Source organism: Rhizobium sp. CECT 9324 (assembly GCF_918741265.1).
GTDB lineage: Bacteria > Pseudomonadota > Alphaproteobacteria > Rhizobiales > Rhizobiaceae > Allorhizobium.
This window is the reverse complement of record NZ_CAKKMZ010000001.1, coordinates 3,300,703-3,322,917: the sequence shown is the minus strand read 5'-3', so window position 1 is coordinate 3,322,917 and position 22,215 is coordinate 3,300,703. Positions and strand designations below refer to the sequence as shown.

Here is a 22,215-nt window from a genome sequence, read left to right as displayed (position 1 = left end):
GCTATTCCTTGTTCTGCATGTGATGGGCAAGCCGCACGACCGGCTCCCAGATGATGTCGCGGAGTTTTTCGTTGGCGATCGTCTCGTCCATGGCGCGCCGGAAGCAGAGCAGCCATTCATCCCGCTCGACAGGACCGATTTCCGCGACGAAGTGACGACGGCGCAGCATCGGGTGCCCGCGCTTTTCCATATAGATCGGCGGACCACCCAGATAACCGGTCAGGTAGTCGTAGAACTTCTCCTCGCTGCCCGACAGATCCGGCGGGTGCACCGCCCGGCAACGGGCGGCTTCCGGCAGCGTGTCCATCAGTTCATAGAAACGCCGGCACAGTGCCTTGACAGTTACATCCCCGCCGATCGCCTCATAGAGGGTTATGGTTTCTTCGCTCACGGTCTATTCCTGTCGCTCATCCCACATTCCATAGCCGGTCGCCCGACCGGTCGGCAACGCCGAAGCGATTGCTGCGTCAATATGCAGTCGGCGTTCCAGGCGGCCTGTTTCGGTCTCGGGCGTTCACCATGACGGTGGAAAGCGTCGTAACTGTCGGGTGTGCACTGCAAAATACCTGCGACAGAAGCGGCTGGCCATGACATAAGGGCGCCGCAACTTTTCGGGCCCCAGATCATGATTCGTATTGAAAACATCAGCAAGCAGCTCAGCCACCGGATCCTCTTCATCGAGACTTCCGCCGCCCTGAACCGTGGGGAGAAGATCGGTCTGGTCGGGCCGAACGGCTCGGGCAAAACCTCGCTGTTTCGGATGATCACAGGTCAGGATGCGCCTGACGAGGGCCAGGTCGCTGTCGATAAGGGCATTACCATCGGTTATTTCAACCAGGATGTCGGCGAGATGTCGGGCCTGAGTGCTGTTGCCGAAGTGATGAACGGTGCGGGTCCGGTCAGTGATGTCGCCGCCGAGCTGCGCGAGCTGGAATCGGCCATGGTCGATCCGGATCGCATGGACGAGATGGACCAGATCATCGAACGTTACGGTGAAGTTCAGGCGCGCTACGAGGAACTGGACGGCTATGCGCTGGAGGGCCGCGCCCGCGAAGTGCTGGCGGGCCTGAGCTTCAGCGAAACCATGATGGACGGCGATGTCGGCGCGCTGTCGGGCGGCTGGAAGATGCGCGTGGCGCTTGCCCGCATCCTGCTCATGCGCCCGGACGTGATGCTGCTCGACGAACCGTCCAACCATCTGGATCTCGAAAGCCTGATCTGGCTGGAGCAGTTCCTGAAGGGCTACGAGGGCGCATTGCTGATGACCTCGCATGACCGCGAGTTCATGAACCGCATCGTCACCAAGATCATCGAGATCGATGCCGGCCAGCTCAACAGCTATTCCGGCGACTACGAATTCTACGAGGGCCAGCGGGCGCAGAACGAGAAGCAGCAGCAGGCGCAGTTCGAGCGCCAGCAGGCGATGCTCGCCAAGGAAATCAAATTCATCGAGCGCTTCAAGGCGCGCGCCAGCCATGCTTCCCAGGTGCAGAGCCGGGTGAAGAAGCTGGAGAAGATCGACCGTGTCGAACCGCCGAAGCGCCGCCAGGTCGTCGCCTTCGAATTCCAGCCGGCACCGCGCTCCGGCGAAGACGTGATCAACGTCAAGAACGTGCACAAGAAGTATGGCGACAAGGTCATCTATGAGGGTTTCGATTTCATGGTGAAGCGCCGCGAGCGCTGGTGCATCATGGGGATCAACGGCGCCGGCAAGTCGACATTGCTGAAACTGGTTGCCGGCGACAGCACGCCGGACAGCGGCACGGTTGCGATCGGCGCCAGCGTCAAGATGGGCTATTTCGCCCAGCATGCGATGGATATCCTCGATGGCGAGATGACCATTTTCGAGACGCTGGAAAGCACGTTCCCACGGGCAGGGCAGGCGCCGCTTCGCGCGCTTGCCGGCTGTTTCGGCTTTTCCGGTGACGATATCGACAAACGCTGCCGGGTTCTGTCGGGTGGCGAAAAGGCACGCCTTGTCATGGCGATCATGCTGTTTGAGCCGCCGAACCTGCTGGTGCTCGACGAGCCGACCAACCACCTGGATCTCGACACCAAGGAAATGCTGATCAAGGCATTGTCGCAATATGAGGGCACGATGCTCTTCGTCAGCCACGATCGTCACTTCCTCGCGGAACTGTCGAATCGGGTTCTGGAGATCACCCCGGAGGGCGTGTTCCAGTATGGCGGCGGTTATACGGAATATGTGGCCCGCACCGGCCACGAGGCGCCCGGCCTGAAAAGCTGACGCGTTACTCGCCGAGCGTTTGACCCGGATCCCGTTGCGGTCTGAGATAACGTCTGGCGAAGAGCCAGACGAAGCCGGCCCATGCCGATCCGGCGCACCAGCCGGCCAGAACGTCGGTCGGGTAATGTACGCCGAGATAGATGCGGCTCATGCCGATGATCACGATCAGGAAGACGGCGAGACCAATGAAGAACATGCGGACTTGGCGGCTCTTTTCGACCCGGGTCAGCATTGCCGCCAAGGTGAGATAAGTCGCTGCCGACAGCATGGCATGTCCGCTGGGAAAGCTGAAATCGTGCACTTCGACCAGATGCGCGACGACATCGGGCCGCGGCCTGGCCACGCCTAGCTTCAAAGCGCTGCTGATCGCCCAGCCACCCAGGACGGATGCGCCGAGAAAAAGAGCGCTCGCCCATTCGCGGCGGATGCACAGGAAGACGGCCGTTGCGACGGTCACCAGGGCCAGAACAGTGGTTCCTCCCAAGACGGTGATGTCGGAGAAGATCTTGCTCAGCCAATAGGGGCCAACCGGCAGGCTGGTATCCGTCGCATCGCGCAATGATAGCAGCACCGCTTCATCGATATACCGTGTCTCGCCCTCGAGCATTTCGCTCATCAATCTTGAAAAGACGAAGGCGGCGCCGGTGGCAAGGCAGAAGACGAGCAGAACGACCGCTTCGACCTGGGCGATCCGCTCGCGCGCATGCGCGATCACCCTACGCATTGAAGGCTATTCCAGCGACATTTCCAGCGGCATTCGGCATGACATACATCGGTGAAACGCTCCTCTTCGGTCGTTGACACATTTAGAGGAGCGGCGTGAAAGAACAATAGGTTGGCAGTAACAGCCTATTGTCGCGTCGGAAGGCCAAAGCGGTTCTAGCCGTTGAAGCGCGAATGCCAGTTCCAGGCGGACCGGATGATGTCGTTGATGTCGTGCTTCGGCTTCCAGCCGAGGACATTTTCCGCCTTGCCGTTGCCGGCAACGAGGGTGGGCGGATCACCGGCGCGACGCTCGGTCTTGACCACCGGCATCGGTCGACCTGAGACGGTTTCGATGGCACTGATCAGTTCCTTCACCGTGGTGCCTGTTCCGGTGCCGAGATTGATGTCGACCGTCTCGCCGCCGTTCAGCAGGTATTCCACCGCGCGCACATGGGCATCGGCCAGATCGTTGACGTGGATATAGTCGCGGATGCAGCTGCCGTCGCGTGTATCGTAATCCTCGCCGAAGATCGAGAAATGCGGACGGCGGCCAAGCGCCACTTCGATTGCCAGCGGAATGGCATGGGTTTCCGGCGTGTGCCATTCGCCGATACGGCCTTCGAAATCGGCACCGGCGGCATTGAAATAGCGCAGCATCACGGACCGCATGCGATTGCACAGGTCGAAGTCGCGCAGCGCCTGCTCAACGATATGCTTGGTGCGGCCATACGGATTGATCGGGTTCTGCGGATGGGTTTCATCAAGCGGCAGGCGCTCCGGCCTACCATAGGTGGCGCAGGTCGAGGAAAACACGAAAGAGCGGATATCCGCCTCCATCAGCGCCTGCAGCAGCGTCAGCGAGCCGACGACATTGACGTCGTAAAAGGCTTCCGGTTCCTGGAAGGACTGGCCGACCTCGATCAGACCGGCAAAATGCAGGGCGGCAACCGGCTTGTGCTTGGCCAGGACCTCGCGCAGACGGACGCGGTCGCGGATATCGCCCTGTTCGGCCGGTCCCCATTTGACAAACTCCTCATGGCCGCCGGAAAAGTTGTCGTAGACCAGTGGCAGATAGCCCTTGTTGGCCAGAGCCAGGCATGTGTGGGAGCCGATGTAACCGGCGCCACCGACCACGAGGATTGTCTTTTCAGTCATGTCCAACCTTTGGGATGAGTCCTTGCAAGTCTTGCAATGTTCTGTGTGCCGGCACGATACCGGCACAGGGCACCGGTGTCTTGCTCAGATCGGTGAATGCAAGAACGCCGGCATGGCGGCATTCTCGGCTGTTTTCGACAGGTAGAGCCTGGCGGTGTCGAGCGCTTCGCGGATGGTCACGTCCATGTCGAGATAACGGTAGGTGCCCAGCCGTCCGACAAACGTGACCGACGTTTCCTGACCGGCGCGCGTGACGTATTCCGCCAACTGCTCCTTCTCCTTGACGAGGCGGATTGGGTAATAGGGGATATCATCCGGCCCGCAGACGCGCGCGAACTCGCGGTAGCAGACCGAGCCTGCGTGCTCTTCCCAAGGCGAAAAATGCTTGTGCTCGGTGATCCTGGTATAAGGGACCGAGGCATCGCCATAATTCATCACCGCGCAGCCCTGATAGTCGCCCTGATAGGTAAAGCGTTCAAAATCGAGCGTACGATAGCCGAGGCGACCGTGTTCGAAGTTGAAATAACCATCGAGCGGGCCGGAATAGAACACGTGAGCATAATCCGCGTTCTGGGCGCGATCGAACCGCGTCTCGAGCTTCACCGATATATTGGCGTGATCAAGGATGCCTGCGATCATGTCGGTATAGCCGTTTTCCGGCATGCCCTGGAACTTATGGAAAAAGTAATTGTCATCATAGTTGAATCGGACCGGCAGCCGCTTCAGGATCGAGGCCGGCAAGTCTGTCGGCGAGCAGCCCCACTGCTTTTCCGTGTAGCCCTTGAAGAAGGCCTCGTAGAGATCCCGGCCGACAAACCGCAGTGCCTGATCCTCGAAGGTCTGCGGGTCTTCGATCGATTTGTCTGCCTGCTCCTCAATGAAGGCACGGGCCTCGTCCGGCCTGAAGGTCTTGCCGAAGAACTGGTTGATGGTGTGAAGATTGACCGGCAGTGAATAGACCTGATCCTGGCTCGTCGTCTTGACGCGGTTCTTGTAGGGCAGGAAGGTCTGGAAACCGTTGACATAGTCCCAGACTTCGGCGTCATCCGTGTGGAAGATATGGGGTCCGTACAGATGGACCATGACGCCGGTATCGGCGTCGCGTTCTGTGTGGCAGTTTCCGGCAATGTGACTGCGGGCGTCGAAGATCTCGACCTGATAGCCGGCGAGGGCAAGTTCACGCCCGATGACGGCTCCCGAAAGTCCGGCGCCGACGATAGCAATTTTTCCGTTTGCGGGCATTCCAAACACGTCCTGTTTCGTCTCTTGGCCAGCGGGTCTTTTTGCGCTGGACGGATTGTGGCACGAGGCGAACCCTGAGCGCGTTGTGCCGCCCAGGGTTCGCGTCCGGTTGTCAGACCTTGGCGTCCGCCCAAAGGCGCGCATCCGGGCGCAGCGGTTCGTAGCTGTTCCATTTTTCCAGCTTGTCGAGATAGCGCTGACGGTATGACTTGTCGTCCTCGAACTCGATGTGTTCGGCCACGATCTCCGCACCGACCTCGTAGTAGACGTCGAGATTGCGCATGTCCGGCGTCGGTATTTCGCCACGCTCGCATTCGCCCTGCATCTGCCAGCACAGTTCTTCCAGGCGCCGAACCATGGCCGGCATGTCACGCAAGGCGCTGGTCTCGCGCTGGCTCTGCAGGGAAGCCCGCACGGCTGCCAGGCTTGCAGGATCACGGGCATAGGCGACGGCCTTGTTGACGTAGTCGTCCGGCGTCGAGCAGATCAGTTCCGGAATGCCGGCAGCCGAGACGATGCTGGCGCAGAAGCGCGAGGCAAAGCTCTTGCCGGGCAATGTCAGCACCGGCAGGCCCATGGTGATCGCGTCGGATGCCGTCGAATGGGCGCCGTAGGGGAAGGTGTCGAGGAAGAGGTCGGCCACGCCGATACGGGCGAGGTGCTGGGCATTGGGGGCCTTGGGTGCAAAGATGATGCGATCGGCTGCGACGCCGCAGGCGGTGGCGGACTGGCGCAGGCGCTGGTTGACGGCATCCGATCCGGTCAAAAGCCAGAGCACGCTTCCCGGGGTGGCCGACAGGATCTTCATCCAGCGGGCAAAGCCGCTGGCCGTGATCTTCTGCATGCCGTTGAAGCAGGCGAAGACAAACGCGTCTTCCGGTAACCCAGCCTGGGCGCGGGTCGGCTTCTCGGCGATCAGGCGCTTGCGGTCGACCGGCTGGTTGCAGGGAATGCGCAGGACCTTTTCGGTGTAGTAGAGCTCGTTTTCCGGCGGCACGATATAATCGTCGGCGATCAGATACTGGTGGAAGGGGCTCGCCATCGAGCCGGGATAGCCGCAGAAGGCGGCGATGACCGGTGCCGGACGGTAGGCGAAGATCCTCGTGCGGGCATGTTTGGTGAAACCGTTGACGTCGAGCAGGATGTCGATCTCGTCGGAGGCGATCAGGCGGGCCGCCTGCGCGTCGTCGATGGTCGAGATGTCGCGCCAGGTGTCGACGACTTTCTTCATGCGCTCCTGGGTGCCGTCATTGGTGCGCGCCTCGCCGCAATAGTAGGCAAAAATCTCAACGCGGCTCTTGTCGTGCAGTTCGAGAACCTCGCTCAAGGCGAAGCCGACGGCGTGGTCGCGCAGGTCGGACGAGACATAGCCGATGCGCAGGCGCTGGCCACTGCCGGTTTTCTGCTTCGGCTGCTTCGGCGTGAAGCCGGTCAGGTCCGGACGGCCGACAAGGGTCTTGAGATAGCGATAGGCCTTGGCGAGCTGGAACAGCGGGTCGTCGGCATAGCAGCCCAGTGGCAGGGGCGACATGGCATCCAGCAACTGCCGCTTTGTCACATGCTCAGAGGGAACGACGATCGGCCATTTGCACTGGTGCTGGCGCAAGGACAGCCAATGCTGACCGGCTTCCGGTTTGTCGGGGCGCATTTCGATTGCTTGCCACAGGGCCGTTTCGGCCTCCTCCTGCAAGCCCGCACCTTCCATGACGCGACCGATATGCTGAAGGGTCATCAGCCGATGGCTCATGCGTTCCGGTGTCAGCTCAGCCGTCGCTTCGATGAACGAGCGCCATTGCTGAATTGCCTGGGCATTGAGGCCGGCGTCTTCGTAGGCGCGGCCGAGATTGATGTTCGCATGGCCGAAGCGCGGCTCCAGCTTGAGGCAGGCATTCAGGGCATTGATCGAGCCCGGAATGTCGCCCAGTTGTCGCAGCGTTACGGAATAGTTGAAATAGACGAGGTGCAGAAGCGGGTTGCTGTCATTGTAAGCAATCCAGGCCTTGTACAGGTCCGCGGTCTGTGCGCTCTGTCCGGCGGCATTCATATTCTCCGCCTGCTGAAACAGTTCGTTCAGGGGCAGCTTCTGATTACGCGCCCGTTCCACGAAAACAGCGAGTTGCAAATTGCGGTCTGAGGCTAATGCGTTGTCCATGACCATGTATATCCCAAGAACTGAAGGCCTAACGGCTTGAATTGAAACCACGCGCTGAAGCGTCGGAGTGCTTTAGCTGTGCTAGCTTGCTTTGGGCTTGTGGCCTTGCGTCGCCCTCAGTGGCTTTGCTGCGCGCCCGCTGGGTCGGCAGGTGTACAGTAGTGTCACCACCCACCAATCCATAAACATGAGTTAGCGGTGACCGGCCGGCATATGTTCGCGGGTCGATACGTCTATTCGCTCAACCGCTACAGAAATAAATGCACGCTACGCTAGAGATATTTGATTTATTTTACATGTAAATGGGATTTTTATTAAGACTAGGCGATATTTCCTTCCGTGCGCGCAACATAAATCTTAATTGTACTGTATCAAGTGACGAAAATGTGTGTGGATTTTGCAATAGTGCTGTGTTTCACCAGGGCGCTCAATTGTACTTTTTCTGGATGTACTGTTCAGATCATGTGTAGGCCGTCCTTTGAGGGCTGATTCAAGGGATGGTTCTACAGCGCGTTAACACAAAATTAGAATCTGACGGGTAGATCTTTGCCAAGAATTTTGTCTAAGAATGCGACTCACGGGCCGGTTCGAAGCAATTTTCGAAGGAATAGTCTTACTGCGGCAAGACCATTGCGCCCGCAGGCGTGGGAAATCAGAGCAGCTTTACGCTCTCGATGCATGATGCCCTTCCAACGCACTGGCTCCTGAGAGCCATGTCCCACTTCCATATCTATCCGTCCGAAAGGATACCGAAGGTCGAGGCCAATCGTGGCGTCCACCTTGAGGGCAATCGGTCAACACCACAGGGGCGCGTCCATGACTTCGATCGTTTCTTCACTGACAACCAGCCAAATACGCAATCTCTCCACCACCACCATTGCATCGTTGACCACGGACGATGTGGCTGCGCTGTCCACAGCGCAGGTCAAGGCGCTTTCGTCTTCCCAGATTCATGCACTTGAAACCGACGATATCGCGGTCTTCACCACAGCCCAGCTTGGCGCAGTGTCTGCCGCCTCCATTGTCGGCCTGAGCCTGGACCAGATTGCCGTCCTCGAGTCCTCCACGATCACCGGTCTCGCAACCACCCAGATCGCAGCGCTCAGCACCGCACAGGTCGACGGCCTGACTTCCGACCAGGTTGCTGCGCTCACATCCACGCAGATCGGCGCCTTCAGCTCGGCAGCCATCGCCGTCCTGTCCACGGACGATATCGCGTCGTTCACAACGGCTGAAGTTGCCGCCATCAGCGTCAAGGGCATCGCCGGTCTCTCGACCGACAACGTCGCCATCCTTTCCACCGACCAGGTTGCAGCCCTCAAGTCAACCCAGGTTGCAGCCCTGAAGTCTGCCCAGATCACTGCCCTGACGACCGATCAGGTCGCCATTCTGTCCTCCGGTCAGATCGGTGCGATGAGCACGAGCCAGATCGCAGGCCTTTCCACCACCCAGGTTGCTGCCCTGACCACAGACCAGGTTGCCGCCCTGAGCACCAAGGCCGCAGGCGCCCTGACCTCGGCTCAGGTTACGGCTCTGAGCACCGACCAGACGGCTGCACTGACGTCGGCACAGATCGGCGCGCTCGGCTCCGCTGCCGTCAGCGCTCTCGGCACCGACGATATCGAACTGTTCAGCACCGCTGAAGTGGCTGCCATCAGCGTCAAGGCACTGACCGGCCTGTCGACCGACAATGTTGCGATCCTGTCCACCGATCAGGTCGCAGCCCTGAAGTCCACCCAGGTTGCCGCCCTGAAGTCCACCCAGATCCAGGCTTTGACGACCGACCAGGTCGTGGTCCTGACCTCCGGCCAGATCGCCGCCTTGAGCACCACGCAGGTTGCCGGTCTTTCGACCGACCAGGTTGCAGCCCTCAGCACCGACCAGGTTGTTGCCCTGACGTCGAAGACTGTCGCCGCACTGACCTCGACGCAGGTTGACGCGCTCAGCACCGACCAGGTTGCCGCTCTTACGTCGACCCAGATCGCCGCCTTCGGTTCCGCAGCCATCGGCGCCCTGAGCACCGACGACGTCGCTCTGTTCGAAACCAACGAAATCGCTGCGATCAGCGTCAAGGCCCTGGCCGGACTGTCCACGGACGCCGTTGCCATCCTCGAAACCGATCAGGTCGCTGCTTTGACGACCACCCAGGTCGCTGCCCTGAAGAGCGCCCAGATCGGCGCCCTGACCACCGACCAGACCGTCGTCCTGACCTCGGCACAGGTCGCGGCCCTGAGCTCCACGCAGGTGGCCAGCCTTTCGACCGACAATGTCGCTGTTCTGACCACCGACCAGGTAACCCAGCTGACATCCAAGGCCGTCGGCGCCCTGACATCTGCCCAGTTGCAGGCGATGAGCTCCGAACAGGTCGAGGCGCTGTCTTCGGCCCAGATCGCCGCCTTCGGCTCCGAGGACCTCGCGGCCCTTTCAACCGATGACATCGTCACCTTCTCGACCGCAGAAATCGCAGCCATCAGCGTCAAGGCGCTGACCGGTCTCTCCACCGATGCCGTCGCAATCCTCGAAACCGATCAGGTTGCAGCGCTGACCACTGCGCAGGTCGCCGGATTGAAGTCCACCCAGATCCAGGCCCTGACCACCGATCAGGTCGTCGTTCTGACCTCGGGTCAGATCGCAGCCCTGAGCTCGACACAGGTTGCCGGCCTTTCGACCGACCAGGTTGCAGCTCTCTCGACAGACCAGGTTGTCGCCCTGACCTCCAAGACCGCTGCGGCCCTGACCTCGGGCCAAATCGATGCCCTGACGTCCGACCAGATTACTGCGCTGACATCCACGCAGATCGGTGCTCTCGGCTCGGCAGCAATCGGCGCCCTGAGCTCCGATGACATCGTCCTCTTCGAGGCCGCTGAAGTTGCTGCCATCAGCGTCAAGGCTCTGGCGGGTCTGACCACCGATGCGGTTGCAGTGCTCGAAACCGACCAGGTTGCTGCGCTGACGACGGGTCAGGTTGCCGCCCTGAAGTCGACCCAGATCGGCGCGCTGACGACCGACCAGGTCGTGGTGCTGACCTCGGGCCAGATCGCTGCGCTGAGCGCAACGCAGGTTGCCGGCCTTACGACCGACAATGTTGCAGTTCTGACCACCGACCAGATCAGCCAGCTGACGTCGAAGACCGTGGCTGCCTTGTCCACCGACCAGATCGCAGCCCTCAGCTCCGAACAGGTCGAAGCCCTGTCGTCGGCTCAGATCGCTGCCCTCGGCTCTGAAGATCTGGCCGTACTGTCCACCGACGAGATTGCCACCTTCTCGACCGACGAGATCGCAGCTATCAGCGTCAAGGCGCTGACCGGTCTGACGACCGATGCTGTTGCGATCCTCGAAACGGATCAGGTTGCAGCGCTGACGACCGCCCAGGTCGCCGTGCTCAAGTCCAGCCAGATCCAGGCTCTGACCACCGACCAGGTCGTCGTTCTGACCACCGGCCAGATTGCAGCCCTGAGCTCGACACAGGTTGCCGGTCTCTCGACCGACCAGGTTGCCGCCTTCACAACGGACCAGGTTGTCGCCCTGACCTCCAAGACCGCTGCAGCCCTGACCTCGTCGCAGATCGATGCCCTGACGTCCGACCAGATTACCGCGCTGACATCCACGCAGATCGGTGCTCTCGGCTCGGCAGCAATCGGTGCCCTGAGCTCCGACGACATCGTCCTCTTCGAGGCCGCTGAAGTTGCTGCCATCAGCGTCAAGGCCCTGGCGGGTCTGACCACCGATGCGGTTGCAGTGCTCGAAACCGACCAGGTTGCGGCCATGACCACGGCCCAGGTAGCAGCCTTGAAGTCGACCCAGATCCAGGCCCTGACCACCGACCAGGTTGTCGTTCTGACTTCGGGTCAGATCGCTGCGCTGAGCTCGACCCAGGTTGCTGGTCTCTCGACCGACCAGGTTGCCGCCTTCACAACGGATCAGGTTGTCGCCCTGACCTCGAAGACGGCCGCCGCCCTGACCTCGAGCCAAGTCGATGCCCTGACATCTGACCAGATCCAGGCCCTGACATCGACCCAGATCGGTGCGCTCGGCTCGGCTGCCATCAGTGTCCTGAGCTCCGACGACATCGTCCTCTTCGAGGCCGCTGAAGTTGCTGCCATCAACGTCAAGGCTCTGGCTTCCCTCTCCACGGATGCCGTCGCTGTACTCGAAACCGACCAGGTTGCCGCTCTGACCACGGCCCAGGTCGTTGCCCTGAGCACAGGCCAGATCGGTGCGCTGACCACCGACCAGGTCGTTGTCCTGACCTCGGGCCAGATCGCCGCTCTCAGCTCGACGCAGGTTGCCGGTCTCTCGACCGACAATGTCGCGGCTCTGACCACCGATCAGGTCACGCAGCTGACAGCCAAGGCGGTTGGTGCCCTGACTTCGGACCAGCTTGAAGCGATGAGCTCCGAGCAGGTCGAGGCACTGTCCGCCACGCAGATAGCAGCATTCGGATCGGAAGACCTGGCGGCCCTGGCGACCGACGACATCGTCACCTTCTCGACAGCCGAGATCGCAGCGATCAATGTCAAGGCTCTGTCGGGTCTCTCGACCGACGCGGTGGCAATCCTCGAAACCGACCAGGTCGCAGCCCTGACAACGGCACAGGTCCTCGGACTGAGCTCCACTCAGCTCGGTGCGCTGACCACCGATCAGGTCGTCGCCTTGACCTCGGCCCAGATCGGCGCGCTCAGCACTTCGCAGGTTGCCGGTCTCTCGACCGACCAGGTTGCGGCGCTGACCACTGACCAGGTCGTGTCACTGACCTCCAAGACGGCCGGTGCCCTGACCTCGACCCAGGTGGATGCACTCAGCACCGACCAGGTTGCGGCTCTGACATCGACCCAGATCGCGGCGCTCGGTTCGGTTGCCATCGGCGCACTCAGCACGGATGACATCGCGCTCTTTGCCACGGACGAGATCGCAGCGATCAACGTCAAGGCTCTGGCGGGTCTGTCGACCGATCTGGTTGCCGCCCTCGATACGGACCAGGTTGTCGCCCTGACAACGACCCAGGTCGTTGCCCTGAGCTCCAGCCAGATCAGCGCGCTCTCGACCGATCAGGTTGCCGTCCTGACCTCTGGCCAGATCGGCGCCCTGAGCACGACACAGATCGCCGGCCTGACCACCGATACGGTTGCGGCCCTGACAACGGACCAGATCGGTTCGCTTGGCACCAAGACTGTCGGTGCCCTGTCTTCCGCTCAGGTCGAAGCCCTGGACTCGGATCAGGTCGCCGCTCTGAACTCGACGCAGATCGCAGCGCTCGGCTCGGCCGCCATCTCGGCCCTGTCGACTGACGAGATCGCAACCTTCTCGACAGACGAGATCGCTGCCATCAACGTCAAGGCTCTGGCCGGTCTGTCGACCGACGACATCGACAGCCTCGCCAGCGATCAGCTGCAGGCCTTCACCACCACGCAGATCCAGGCCTTCAACGATGATCAGATTGCCGCGATCATCTCGGCCTACCAGGATCTCTGATCCTAACCGGCGCGGCTAAAACCGCGCCGAATAGAACTGACGAAACGTAAAACGCCGCCGCTTTACCCAAAGCGGCGGCGTTTTACGTTTGAGGGCAGAGCTGTGCGGCGGTCCGTTGAAGCGCCTTGCGGCATAAAGTCTTTGCTGTCCCAGCGGGGCCTTTCCTGCCTGAGATCCTGTATCCCACTTATGCGTGCTGGGGACTGGAGCCGAGGATTGCTGCGTTTGGCAATTGGTAGACGGCCTCCAAGGCGTCGATCGTGGTGTCGCTGACGTTCAGCGGTGAATGGGAGCCGCCTACGAGAGCGAGACCTATAAGCCTGATTCGATCGAGCGGATTCGGCACGACACTATCGATAGTCATGAGCAGAATTATATTCCGCGCGATTGCACGATATCTATTTTGTTTATTTTCAATGCGTTGATTTGTAAAGCTGTGGCGCACCCGACAGGATTCGAACCTGTGACCTTTGGAATCGGAATCCAACACTCTATCCAGCTGAGCTACGGGTGCTTTCAAGGCGGTAAATAACTGACTCGCCTGATGCTGTGAAGCGGTCATAGCGCAGTCGGTGGCCGGCTTCAATCGCAAAAAGCGAGGCTCGGCATCTTCTCGCCGATCATCGTTCCGGTGTCGACTTGCGGGTTTTGTGACCGGGAAGGCTGCCTATGTCACAATGCCTTCGATTTTGCGTGCAGAGATGACTTAAAACAGGTCAAAAGCGGAACCAGCGGCGCGGCTGAGACTTGTGGCTTGGGTCTAAACCGTTAAGATCGCGCGACTTCTGAAAAAGGCCCGATCAACGGGCCTGGCTGAGGGCAGAGGGAATTGCATAGCATGGCGTCAAAATGCCGGACACGATGACTGATGATCTGGTGCCCAACGAGAATGGGCTCGATTTTTCGATGATGGAGGATGCTGTCGGTTATAGCCTGAGACGGGCGCAGCTTGCAGTGTTCCAGCATTTCAACGAAGCTTTTTCATCCAAGGGTCTGCGGCCGACGGATTTTGCCGTCCTGCTGCTTCTGAAGCGGAACCAGGGATCCAAACAGAGCGAAGTCGCCGAAGCGCTGGGCATCCAGCGGGCGAATTTTGTCGCGATTGTCGACGGCCTGGAAAACAAGGGGTTCGTCGAGCGGCGGAAGTCGGAAACCGATCGGCGCGTACAGTCGCTCTACATGACCCCGGCCGGGGAGGCCTATCTCCAGGAGCTGATGCCGATCTGGCAAGGGCACGAGGAATGGGTTCTGGCCCAGCTTGGCGGCGTCGCCGAGCGCGATTCGATGATCAGCCTGTTGAAGCGCCTTTACGACTGAGAAAGCCGACCGTCTGGTCAGTCAGGGGGCGGCATCCAGCCGCCGCATGGCTTCATCGATCAACAGGTTGGCGATCTTCATCCGTGTATTGGCCGGTTCGCGGAAATCGGGATGCACGGTATCGGGATGATTGTTCTTGGCAAAAAGCCGACGTCTTTCCTGCAGCGTTTCGCGGGGATCGCTGTCCTGGAGACCCAGATCTTCGGCGACTTCCTCGACAGCGAGGCGCTCAAGATGCGGCGGCTTGACCGGTGCTTTTGTTTCAACCGGCGCGTCTTGCGACATCAGGAAAAGATAGGCGTCCTGGCGAAAGTCGGCATTGACGGGGGAGACTTCTATCTTTTCCGTGGCGAAGCCCGCCGACAAACCGTTGACGCGGAAGCTTGGCTCCGGCGGGATGACCGCGTCTTGCGCTTCATCGGCCAGCCGATCGACCACCGACTGGAACAGCGATTTACCAAACAGCATGCGCGCTCTAGCCCTGCGGAGCCCCAGTTCCGCCCTTTCCGGCGACATTCAACCATGGCCAAATGGAGCAAGGCTTGCGGCCCCCGGAATTTCCCGGCGGTTCAGTTCTGTGACTGGCTCTGGCTCTGTTCCCTGGCTTCGACAACCACTTTCACGTTGAGATCCTCGCCGGCCAGCCCGATGCGCATGCCCGAGACGGGGGCGGCGTCGGCGTAGCACAGCCCGGTTGCAATCCGCACATAGCGCTCGTCCGGGCAGACATCGTTGGCCGCATCGAAGCCGACCCAGCCCAGTCCTGGGAGATGGGCTTCAGCCCAGGCATGGGTTGCCGTCTGATCGGTGATACCCTCCATCATCAGGTAGCCGGAAACATAGCGTGCCGGCAGGTTCATCAGGCGGGCCGCCGTGATCAATACATGTGCGTGGTCCTGGCATACGCCGTGTCCAGCCTCGAGAGCCTGTTCGGCGGTGGTCTCCGTGCCGGTCGAGCCTGTCTCATAGACAACTGCTTTGCTCAGCTTGCCCATCAGGTCATGCATCTTGGACAGCTCGGTATCGCCGACCAGACTCTTGACCAGTTCGCGAGTGAGCTTTCCGGGTTTGGTGAGCGGCGTCTCGCGCAGATAGAGCCACAGCGGGCAGTACCCTTGATGCGGCCCATAGACGCCGGCGCGGTCTTCGGTCTCGACCTCGCCGCAGGCGATGATATGCACCGTCTTGCTGTCACCCTCGGTGGAGACGAGATGGGTGTGATTGCCGAACTGATCGTTAAACCCGGCTTCGACCGTTGCGCCGTCGACCTTGATGTTCCACGACAGCACGGTCTGGCCGGGGCCATTGATCGGCGACAGCCGCAACCTTTGCAGCGAGTACTGCACCGGATCGTCATAGCGGTAGACTGTGGTGTGGGTGATCCGCAAGCGCATGCTTCTTGTCCTGATCCGTCAGCTGTAAAAGCGGTAGCCCTCGGTAATTTCCTGACCCAACTGGTTGTTGTGGGAAATGAAATTGTCGAGGAATTCGTGCAGGCCCTGATCCATGATCGTCCCGATCGACGTCTTCTGCAATGTCGAGCGCACCCGTTCGGCGGTCTCGTGGGCGGCCAGCCGCTCACCGTAATCCTGGCCTATATAGCCGAGATTGCTGACGATCTTGTCGTAGCAATAGGCAAGCGAACGGGGCATCTGGCCGTTGAGGATGAGGAAGTCGGCGATGTTGCTCGCCTTGTATTCTCCGTCATAGACCCAGCGATAGGAGCGATGCGCCGAGACCGAGCGCAGAATCGATTCCCACTGCATGTTGTCGAGCGAGGACCCGACATGGGTGATGGCCGGCAGGAGCACGTAATATTTCACGTCAAGGATGCGGCTGGTATTGTCAGCGCGCTCGATGAAGGTGCCGATCCGGGCGAAATTGTAGATTTCGTTGCGCAACATCGATCCGTGGAAGGCGCCACGAATCAGGCCGGCGCGGCGCTTCACCGTGTCGATCACTTCCGGCAGGTCGGCCGACTTGAGCTTGCGGGCAAGCATCTGCTTCATCTCGATCCAGCATTCGTTCATCGCTTCCCACGTTTCGCGGGTCAGCGCTGTGCGCACCATGCGGGCGTTGTTGCGGGCGGCATCGATCGACGACATCACGCTCGAAGGGTTCGACAGATCGCGCAGCAGAAAGTCGATTGCGTCCGAGGCCGTGACCTTGTCATGATGCTTGCCGAATATGTCGCGGACATCGGCGCTGAGCAGGACAGCGCCCCAGTCGTCGTCGCTGGCGCCGGAGCGGGTCAGCGACATCCTGAGGCCGGCATCAACGATACGGGCAATGTTTTCGGCCCGCTCAATGTAACGGAACATCCAGAAGAGTCCGTTGGCAGTTCTTCCGAGCATGACCATGTCAGTCCTCCAATACCCATGTATCCTTGGTGCCGCCGCCCTGGCTGGAATTGACCACGAGCGACCCCTGCTTGAGGGCCACGCGGGTCAAGCCGCCGGGAATGATCTGCACCTTGTCGGACACGAGGACATAGGGACGAAGGTCGACATGGCGCGGCGCAATCCCCTTGTTGACGAGGATCGGCACCGTCGACAGCGACAATGTCGGCTGGGCGATATAGTTGTTCGGGCGGGCTTTCAGTTTCTCGGCGAAGGTCGCACGTTCCTTCTTGGACGCGGTCGGGCCGACCAGCATGCCGTAGCCGCCCGAGCCATGGACCTCCTTGACCACCAGCTCTTCCAGATGCTCCAGCACATATTTCAGGCTGTCGGCCTCCGAACAGCGCCAGGTCGGCACGTTTTCCAGCAGCGCCTTGCGGCCGGTGTAGAATTCGACGATTTCCGGCATGTAGGAATAGATCGCCTTGTCGTCGCAAATGCCGGTACCCGGCGCATTGGCAATGGTGATGTTACCGGCACGGTAGACATCCATGATGCCGGGGATGCCCAGCGCCGAATCCTGCCGGAAGGTCAGCGGATCGAGGTAGTCGTCATCGACGCGGCGATAGAGCACGTCGATCGCCTCGTAGCCGCGAGTCGTGCGCATCTTGACCTTGCCGTCGATGACGCGAAGGTCCGAGCCTTCGACCAGTTCCACGCCCATCATGTCGGCGAGGAAGGAGTGTTCGTAATAGGCGGAATTGTAGATGCCGGGGGTGAGCACGGCCACACGCGGTTTGCCCCTGCAGCCGGGAGGGGCAAGCGAGGACAGCGACTGGCGCAGCAGATGCGGATAGTCCTCGACCCGCTGCACCTTGTTGAGCTGGAACAGTTCGGGGAACATCTGCATCATGGTTTCCCGGTTTTCCAGCATGTAGCTGACACCGGAGGGCGTGCGTGCATTATCCTCGAGCACGAAGAACTGGTCTTCCCCGGTGCGCACGATGTCGGTGCCGACAATATGGGTATAGACGCCGCCGGGCGGACGGAAGCCGATCATTTCCGGCAGGAAAGTGACGTTCTTCTCGATCAGTTCGCGCGGGATGCGGCCAGCGCGAATGATTTCCTGCTTGTGGTAGATATCGTCGAGGAATGCATTGAGCGCCAGCACGCGCTGTTCGATGCCCTGAGCCAGCTTGCGCCATTCGCGGCCGGAGATGATGCGCGGAATGATGTCGAAGGGAATGAGTTTTTCCGAAGAGTCCTCATGGCCGTAAACGGCAAAGGTGATGCCCGTCTTGCGGAAGATGTTTTCAGCGTCTCTGGACTTGGCCAGCAACCTTGCCGGGTCCTGGCTGGAATACCATTCATGATAGTTCTGGTAGGGAACCCGCGGATCGCTATCCGCTTTAATCATTTCATCAAATGCCAATGGCGCATCCCCTTTTTTTGCCATTTGAATACAGACCATTTACCAATGCAAGCAGCGTGCGGGATTCTGACGAAAGAATTTCCACTTGTCGGAAAAGCGCAGAAAATCGGCATTAGTCTATTTTTTGAGCGCAATTTGTACGTGCCGCGGATCGGATTGGGCAGGGCGGCGGCAGAAATGTGTATATGCCCTGCTTTGAACTGTGGATGCGGGATGGTTTTTGCCTAAAAAACAGTCGAACGCTGGTGGGAAATATTTCGTTCCTGAAGGCTTCAGCACAATTCATCGCAGCTTACATCAAAACTGTTTTGACGCGTTGACGATCGGCGTCTAAGCAGCCGGGTCGGGTCATCGGCACCCGGTTGCCCCCAGCGTTCAGGATGTCTGCTGCATGACCCTCCACCGCCTTGCGCCTGTGCTTTTTGTGCTCCTCTGGTCGACCGGCTGGGTGGCTGCCAAATATGCGAGCCTGTTTGCCGATCCGCTGACATTTCTGGTTCTGCGCTACGCCGTGGCAGCGATCCTGTTTTACCTGGTCTGCCGGGTGAGCGGTGTCTGCTGGCCGGCCACTCGCTCGGCGCAGGTGCATGCGGTGGTGTCAGGCATGTTCCTGCACGGGCTTTATCTCGGCATGGTGTGGTGGGCGATCGGCCAAGGCGTGCCGGCATCGCTGTCAGGCATCATTGCCGGCCTTCAACCGCTGATGACCGGCATTGCGGCCGCCTACCTGATCGGTGAGGCCTTGTCCGGCAGCCAGCGTCTCGGCCTGCTTCTCGGCTTTGCCGGCATTGCGATTGCCGTTCTGCCGAACGTGCTGACGCTCGATGCCGTGGCCATTCCCGTCGGTGCGGTCGTCGTCAATGTGCTGGCCATGGCCTGCGTCACCGCCGGCACGATCTATCAGAAGCGCTATCTCCATGAAGGCGACCTTCGCGCGGTGGCCACGTTGCAATATGTCGGCGCCCTGATGGTCACAGTGCCGGCAGCGCTTCTGCTCGAGGACCTGCATGTCGAATGGGGCCTTGGGCTGTTTGCCGTGCTCGGTTGGTCGGTGCTCGGCATTTCAATGGGCGCGATCGCGCTGCTGCTTTACCTGATCCGGCGCGGTGACGTGTCGAAGGCGGCATCGCTGATCTATCTCGTGCCGCCACTTGCTGCCGTTGAGGCAGCGCTGATCTTTGGGGAACGGCTGACGCTATCGATGGTCATTGGCACGGTGATCGTGGTGATGGGTGTCTATCTTACCAATCGCAAGGGAGAGACGGCGCCAGCCTGATATAAGACCATAAAAAATGGCGCGACCGAAGCCGCGCCATGTTCATCAACGAGTAAGTCCGCTGGAAGCTCAGGCTTCGCGACGACGTCCGCCCGGAGCCGTGCCCGAACGGGCCGGGGGCTTGCCCTGGCCGTAGCTCTTGCCGCTGCCATTGCGATTGCCGCCATTGCCGCGCTTGGCGCCCGGACGACCGTCGGACTTGGGGCCGCCACGGTTTTCGCCTTCGGACTTGCCGCGCGCCTGGTGATTGCGGTTGTTGCCGCCGGGTGCACCACCACCGCCAGCACGACGCTGCGGACGGGCAGGACGGCTGAGGTTCGACGGGGCTTCGCCGCTGGCAACCGGAATGTCGATGCCCATCAGACGCTCGATGTCGCGCAGAAGGCGACCTTCATCCGGTGCGCAGAATGCGATGGCGATGCCGTCGCGACCCGCGCGGGCGGTACGACCGATGCGGTGGACGTAAGCGTCCGGTACTTCCGGCAGATCATAGTTGAAGACGTGGCTGACGGCCGGGATGTCGATGCCGCGGGCGGCAACGTCGGTGGCGATCAGCGTGCGGATTTCGCCGTCACGGAAGCCCTTGAGGGCGCGCTCGCGCTGGCCCTGGCTCTTGTTGCCATGGATAGAGGCAACCGAGAAGCCGTTGACTTCGAGGTGCTTCATCAGCTTTTCGGCGCCATGCTTGGTGCGCAGGAAGACGATGGAGCGACCGTCCGGATTGTCGACGAGGATCTTCTTGAGCATTTCGGTCTTGGCGTTCTGGCCGGCGACGAAGTGCACATGCTGCTCAACCTTGTCGGCGGCCTTGCCAGGCGCCGTGACGGCAACCTTGACGGGGTTGTTGAGGAAGGTCGCGGCAAGGTCGGCGATCGAGCTCGGCATGGTTGCCGAAAACAGCAGGGTCTGGCGCTTGGCCGGAACCATCTTGGAGATCTTGCGCAGGTCGTGGATGAAGCCGAGGTCCAGCATCTGGTCGGCTTCGTCGAGGACCAGGAACGTGACGGCGCGCAGCGAGATCGCATTGCGGGCGATCAGGTCGAGCAGGCGGCCAGGGGTGGCGACGAGAATGTCGGTGCCCTTTTCCAGCTGCAGCTGCTGCTTGCCGATCGAGGCGCCACCGACGACCTGGTTGATCTTGAGCGGCAGGCGACGCAGGTAGCTGCGCAGGTTGTCGCCGATCTGGTTTACCAGTTCGCGGGTTGGAGCGAGAATGAGGGTGCGGGTGGTGCGGTTTTCAGGACGCTTTTCGTCCTTCAGCAGCATTTCGATGAGCGGCAGGCCAAAAGCGGCCGTCTTGCCGGTGCCGGTCTGGGCGAGGCCGACGAGATCGCGGCCTTCGAGGACCAGCGGGATTGCCTTTTCCTGGATCGGAGTGGGCGTTTCAAAACCGAGATGCGAAAGAGTCGCGACGAGATTCTTGGACAGGCCAAGATCGTTGAAATTGGTCAAAGTCATACCTTTCGGGGCGCCAAAAGCACACTGACCGAGCCGCATCGTGCGAACCGGTTGGCATTGGCGTCAAGAACCCCGCGTGATTTGGGAACTTGCAAGTTGGAAAAAAGCTTTCCAGCGCATCGGCGGTCGTGCCGCCATTCGTTCTGTGCGCTTTTATCCTTCGTCGCGTCTATATTGTCGCTGGGCACGCTCACGCGGCGGCCGGAAGGTGAAAGCTGAGGTGCAAATGACCCTGTTTGCGTGAAAAGTCAAGGAAATGTTTTGCGCTGCAGCGAAAATGCATGGCTCGGTTAACGGTTGTCAGGCCGGAGACAGCAGTATGAAGGACTGCGTCGCCATGCTCGAACCATTGACCAGGATTTCCAGCCGGTGTTCGCCGGGATGGTAGACGCGGGTGGTGATTGGGCGGAATGTGTGGCGACGGTCCAATGTCAGCGACTGGCCGGCAGCCAGCGTCATGCTCTTGCCCTTGAACACTTTCGGGCTCAGCGTGCCGTCCTTCTTCTGGTGATGAATGGCGTAGTCGAGCATCAGCGACTGTGCCCTTCCGGTTTCATTGGCGAGCGAGACGGAGAAATCCAAAACGCCGGGGAAGGGAAGGTTTTGCGTGGCAAGCCGGAGGTTGACCTTGACGCCATCGATCCGGGCGAAACCAAAATTTGCCAGCGCCGTTGCATGGCCGTTCTTGAGCAGCGTACGCGAGGCGTGTTTGAGCAGCCAGAGCCGCTCCGGAGAGGCGCCCGCGTGGTGGTGGCCGACAAAGTCGGCGACGCGATCGGCATGATCCTTGGCGATGTCGTTGAGGCTATTGGCGACCGAGCGGCGGACATAGTCCTCGGGGTCGTCGATCAGCGCCGTCAGGATCGGCAGAATGGGCGCGGGATCCTTGACCAGAGCCGGAAGGCGCATGGCCCAGGGCAGGCGCGGGCGCGTACCTTCGCTGGCAAGGCGGCGGACGTGGTGGTTCGGATCGGTTGCCCATTGGCCGATGATGGCAAGCGCCCTCGTCTGCTCGCGGTGGATGAAGGGCCTGATGCCGAATTCGGCGGTGAAATGCGGTGTCAGGGCTTTCAGCAGGTCCAGGGATGTTTCCAGGTAGTCCAGGCCGTGGGCGGCGACATACTGGTTGAAGGAGAGCAGCGACCAGCCGGTCAGGCCGGGCTTTTCAGGGGCGGGCAAAGCTGCCGCCAGGATGGGCGCGGCAAGGGCAAAGTCGGCTGGCAGGTGGGCGCGCATCGCGTCGGCTATACATTGTCCCCGCTGCATCAGTTCCAGCGCTTCAAGCCTCGGCAACACGTCTGCCAGAAACGCGTCGTGCGGGAAGTCCGGCCAGGCGCGAGACAGGGCGTCGGCGGTCGCCTGCGCATTGTGCGGGCCGATCAGGTGTTTCAAGGCTTCAGCCATGGATGTTCAGGCGCG

15 protein-coding genes and 1 tRNA gene are annotated in these 22,215 nt (G+C 60.6%); 4 read left to right on the top strand and 12 right to left on the bottom strand.

The window, feature by feature from the left end:
• Nucleotide 1: 1 nt before the first annotated feature.
• Nucleotides 2-391, bottom strand: coding sequence for a globin (locus LQ231_RS16150; RefSeq protein WP_113141980.1), 390 nt, complete (start codon nt 389-391; stop codon nt 2-4).
• 234 nt (nt 392-625) lie between these two features.
• On the opposite strand from LQ231_RS16150, the gene LQ231_RS16145 reads away from it, so the two are divergent.
• On the top strand, nt 626-2,248 hold the full coding sequence (locus LQ231_RS16145; RefSeq protein WP_113141979.1) for an ABC-F family ATP-binding cassette domain-containing protein: 1,623 nt from the start codon (nt 626-628) through the stop codon (nt 2,246-2,248).
• A 4-nt stretch (nt 2,249-2,252) separates the two neighbouring features.
• Here LQ231_RS16145 and LQ231_RS16140 read toward each other — a convergent pair whose 3' ends face one another.
• The 4 genes from LQ231_RS16140 to LQ231_RS16125 form a co-directional block, all read right to left on the bottom strand.
• The gene (locus LQ231_RS16140) at nt 2,253-2,972 is read right to left on the bottom strand and encodes a phosphatase PAP2 family protein (RefSeq protein WP_230172191.1); all 720 of its coding nucleotides are present in this window, start codon (nt 2,970-2,972) and stop codon (nt 2,253-2,255) included.
• Nucleotides 2,973-3,127: 155 nt separating this feature from the next.
• Nucleotides 3,128-4,108: a UDP-glucose 4-epimerase GalE gene (gene galE / locus LQ231_RS16135; protein WP_230172190.1), complete on the bottom strand. Its 981-nt coding sequence runs from the start codon at nt 4,106-4,108 to the stop codon at nt 3,128-3,130.
• A gap of 84 nt (nt 4,109-4,192) precedes the next feature.
• Nucleotides 4,193-5,350, bottom strand: coding sequence for a UDP-galactopyranose mutase (locus LQ231_RS16130; protein WP_230172189.1), 1,158 nt, complete (start codon nt 5,348-5,350; stop codon nt 4,193-4,195).
• A 112-nt stretch (nt 5,351-5,462) separates the two neighbouring features.
• Nucleotides 5,463-7,508 (bottom strand): glycosyl transferase, encoded by a 2,046-nt coding sequence (locus tag LQ231_RS16125; RefSeq protein ID WP_230172188.1) that lies wholly within the window; start codon nt 7,506-7,508, stop codon nt 5,463-5,465.
• A gap of 810 nt (nt 7,509-8,318) precedes the next feature.
• Here LQ231_RS16125 and LQ231_RS16120 point away from each other — a divergent pair.
• Nucleotides 8,319-12,974 carry a hypothetical protein gene (locus LQ231_RS16120; protein WP_230172187.1) on the top strand — a complete coding sequence of 1,552 codons (4,656 nt, stop codon included), beginning with the start codon at nt 8,319-8,321 and terminating at the stop codon, nt 12,972-12,974.
• Nucleotides 12,975-13,411: 437 nt separating this feature from the next.
• On the opposite strand, the gene LQ231_RS16115 is transcribed toward LQ231_RS16120, so the two are convergent.
• A tRNA-Arg gene (locus tag LQ231_RS16115) sits at nt 13,412-13,488 on the bottom strand.
• A 347-nt stretch (nt 13,489-13,835) separates the two neighbouring features.
• On the opposite strand from LQ231_RS16115, the gene LQ231_RS16110 reads away from it, so the two are divergent.
• Nucleotides 13,836-14,291 (top strand): MarR family transcriptional regulator, encoded by a 456-nt coding sequence (locus tag LQ231_RS16110; protein ID WP_113142516.1) that lies wholly within the window; start codon nt 13,836-13,838, stop codon nt 14,289-14,291.
• Nucleotides 14,292-14,312: 21 nt separating this feature from the next.
• On the opposite strand, the gene LQ231_RS16105 is transcribed toward LQ231_RS16110, so the two are convergent.
• The 4 genes from LQ231_RS16105 to LQ231_RS16090 form a co-directional block, all read right to left on the bottom strand.
• Complete coding sequence (locus LQ231_RS16105; RefSeq protein ID WP_230172184.1) at nt 14,313-14,759, bottom strand: hypothetical protein; 447 nt, start codon at nt 14,757-14,759, stop codon at nt 14,313-14,315.
• 101 nt (nt 14,760-14,860) lie between these two features.
• Nucleotides 14,861-15,685 carry a transglutaminase family protein gene (locus LQ231_RS16100; protein ID WP_113141972.1) on the bottom strand — a complete coding sequence of 275 codons (825 nt, stop codon included), beginning with the start codon at nt 15,683-15,685 and terminating at the stop codon, nt 14,861-14,863.
• An 18-nt stretch (nt 15,686-15,703) separates the two neighbouring features.
• A complete protein-coding gene (locus LQ231_RS16095) occupies nt 15,704-16,645 on the bottom strand; it encodes an alpha-E domain-containing protein (RefSeq protein ID WP_113142515.1) in 942 nt (313 codons plus the stop codon).
• A gap of 7 nt (nt 16,646-16,652) precedes the next feature.
• Complete coding sequence (locus LQ231_RS16090) at nt 16,653-18,062, bottom strand: circularly permuted type 2 ATP-grasp protein (RefSeq protein ID WP_113141971.1); 1,410 nt, start codon at nt 18,060-18,062, stop codon at nt 16,653-16,655.
• Between the two features lie 391 nt (nt 18,063-18,453).
• Between LQ231_RS16090 and LQ231_RS16085 the strand changes: the two genes are divergently transcribed.
• On the top strand, nt 18,454-19,338 hold the full coding sequence (locus LQ231_RS16085) for a DMT family transporter (protein ID WP_113141970.1): 885 nt from the start codon (nt 18,454-18,456) through the stop codon (nt 19,336-19,338).
• A gap of 69 nt (nt 19,339-19,407) precedes the next feature.
• Here LQ231_RS16085 and LQ231_RS16080 read toward each other — a convergent pair whose 3' ends face one another.
• Both LQ231_RS16080 and LQ231_RS16075 read right to left on the bottom strand, forming a co-directional pair.
• A complete protein-coding gene (locus LQ231_RS16080) occupies nt 19,408-20,796 on the bottom strand; it encodes a DEAD/DEAH box helicase (RefSeq protein ID WP_113141969.1) in 1,389 nt (462 codons plus the stop codon).
• Nucleotides 20,797-21,096: 300 nt separating this feature from the next.
• Nucleotides 21,097-22,200, bottom strand: a complete 1,104-nt coding sequence (locus tag LQ231_RS16075; RefSeq protein ID WP_113141968.1) for a DNA alkylation repair protein — start codon at nt 22,198-22,200, stop codon at nt 21,097-21,099.
• Between the last annotated feature and the right edge of the window lie 15 nt (nt 22,201-22,215).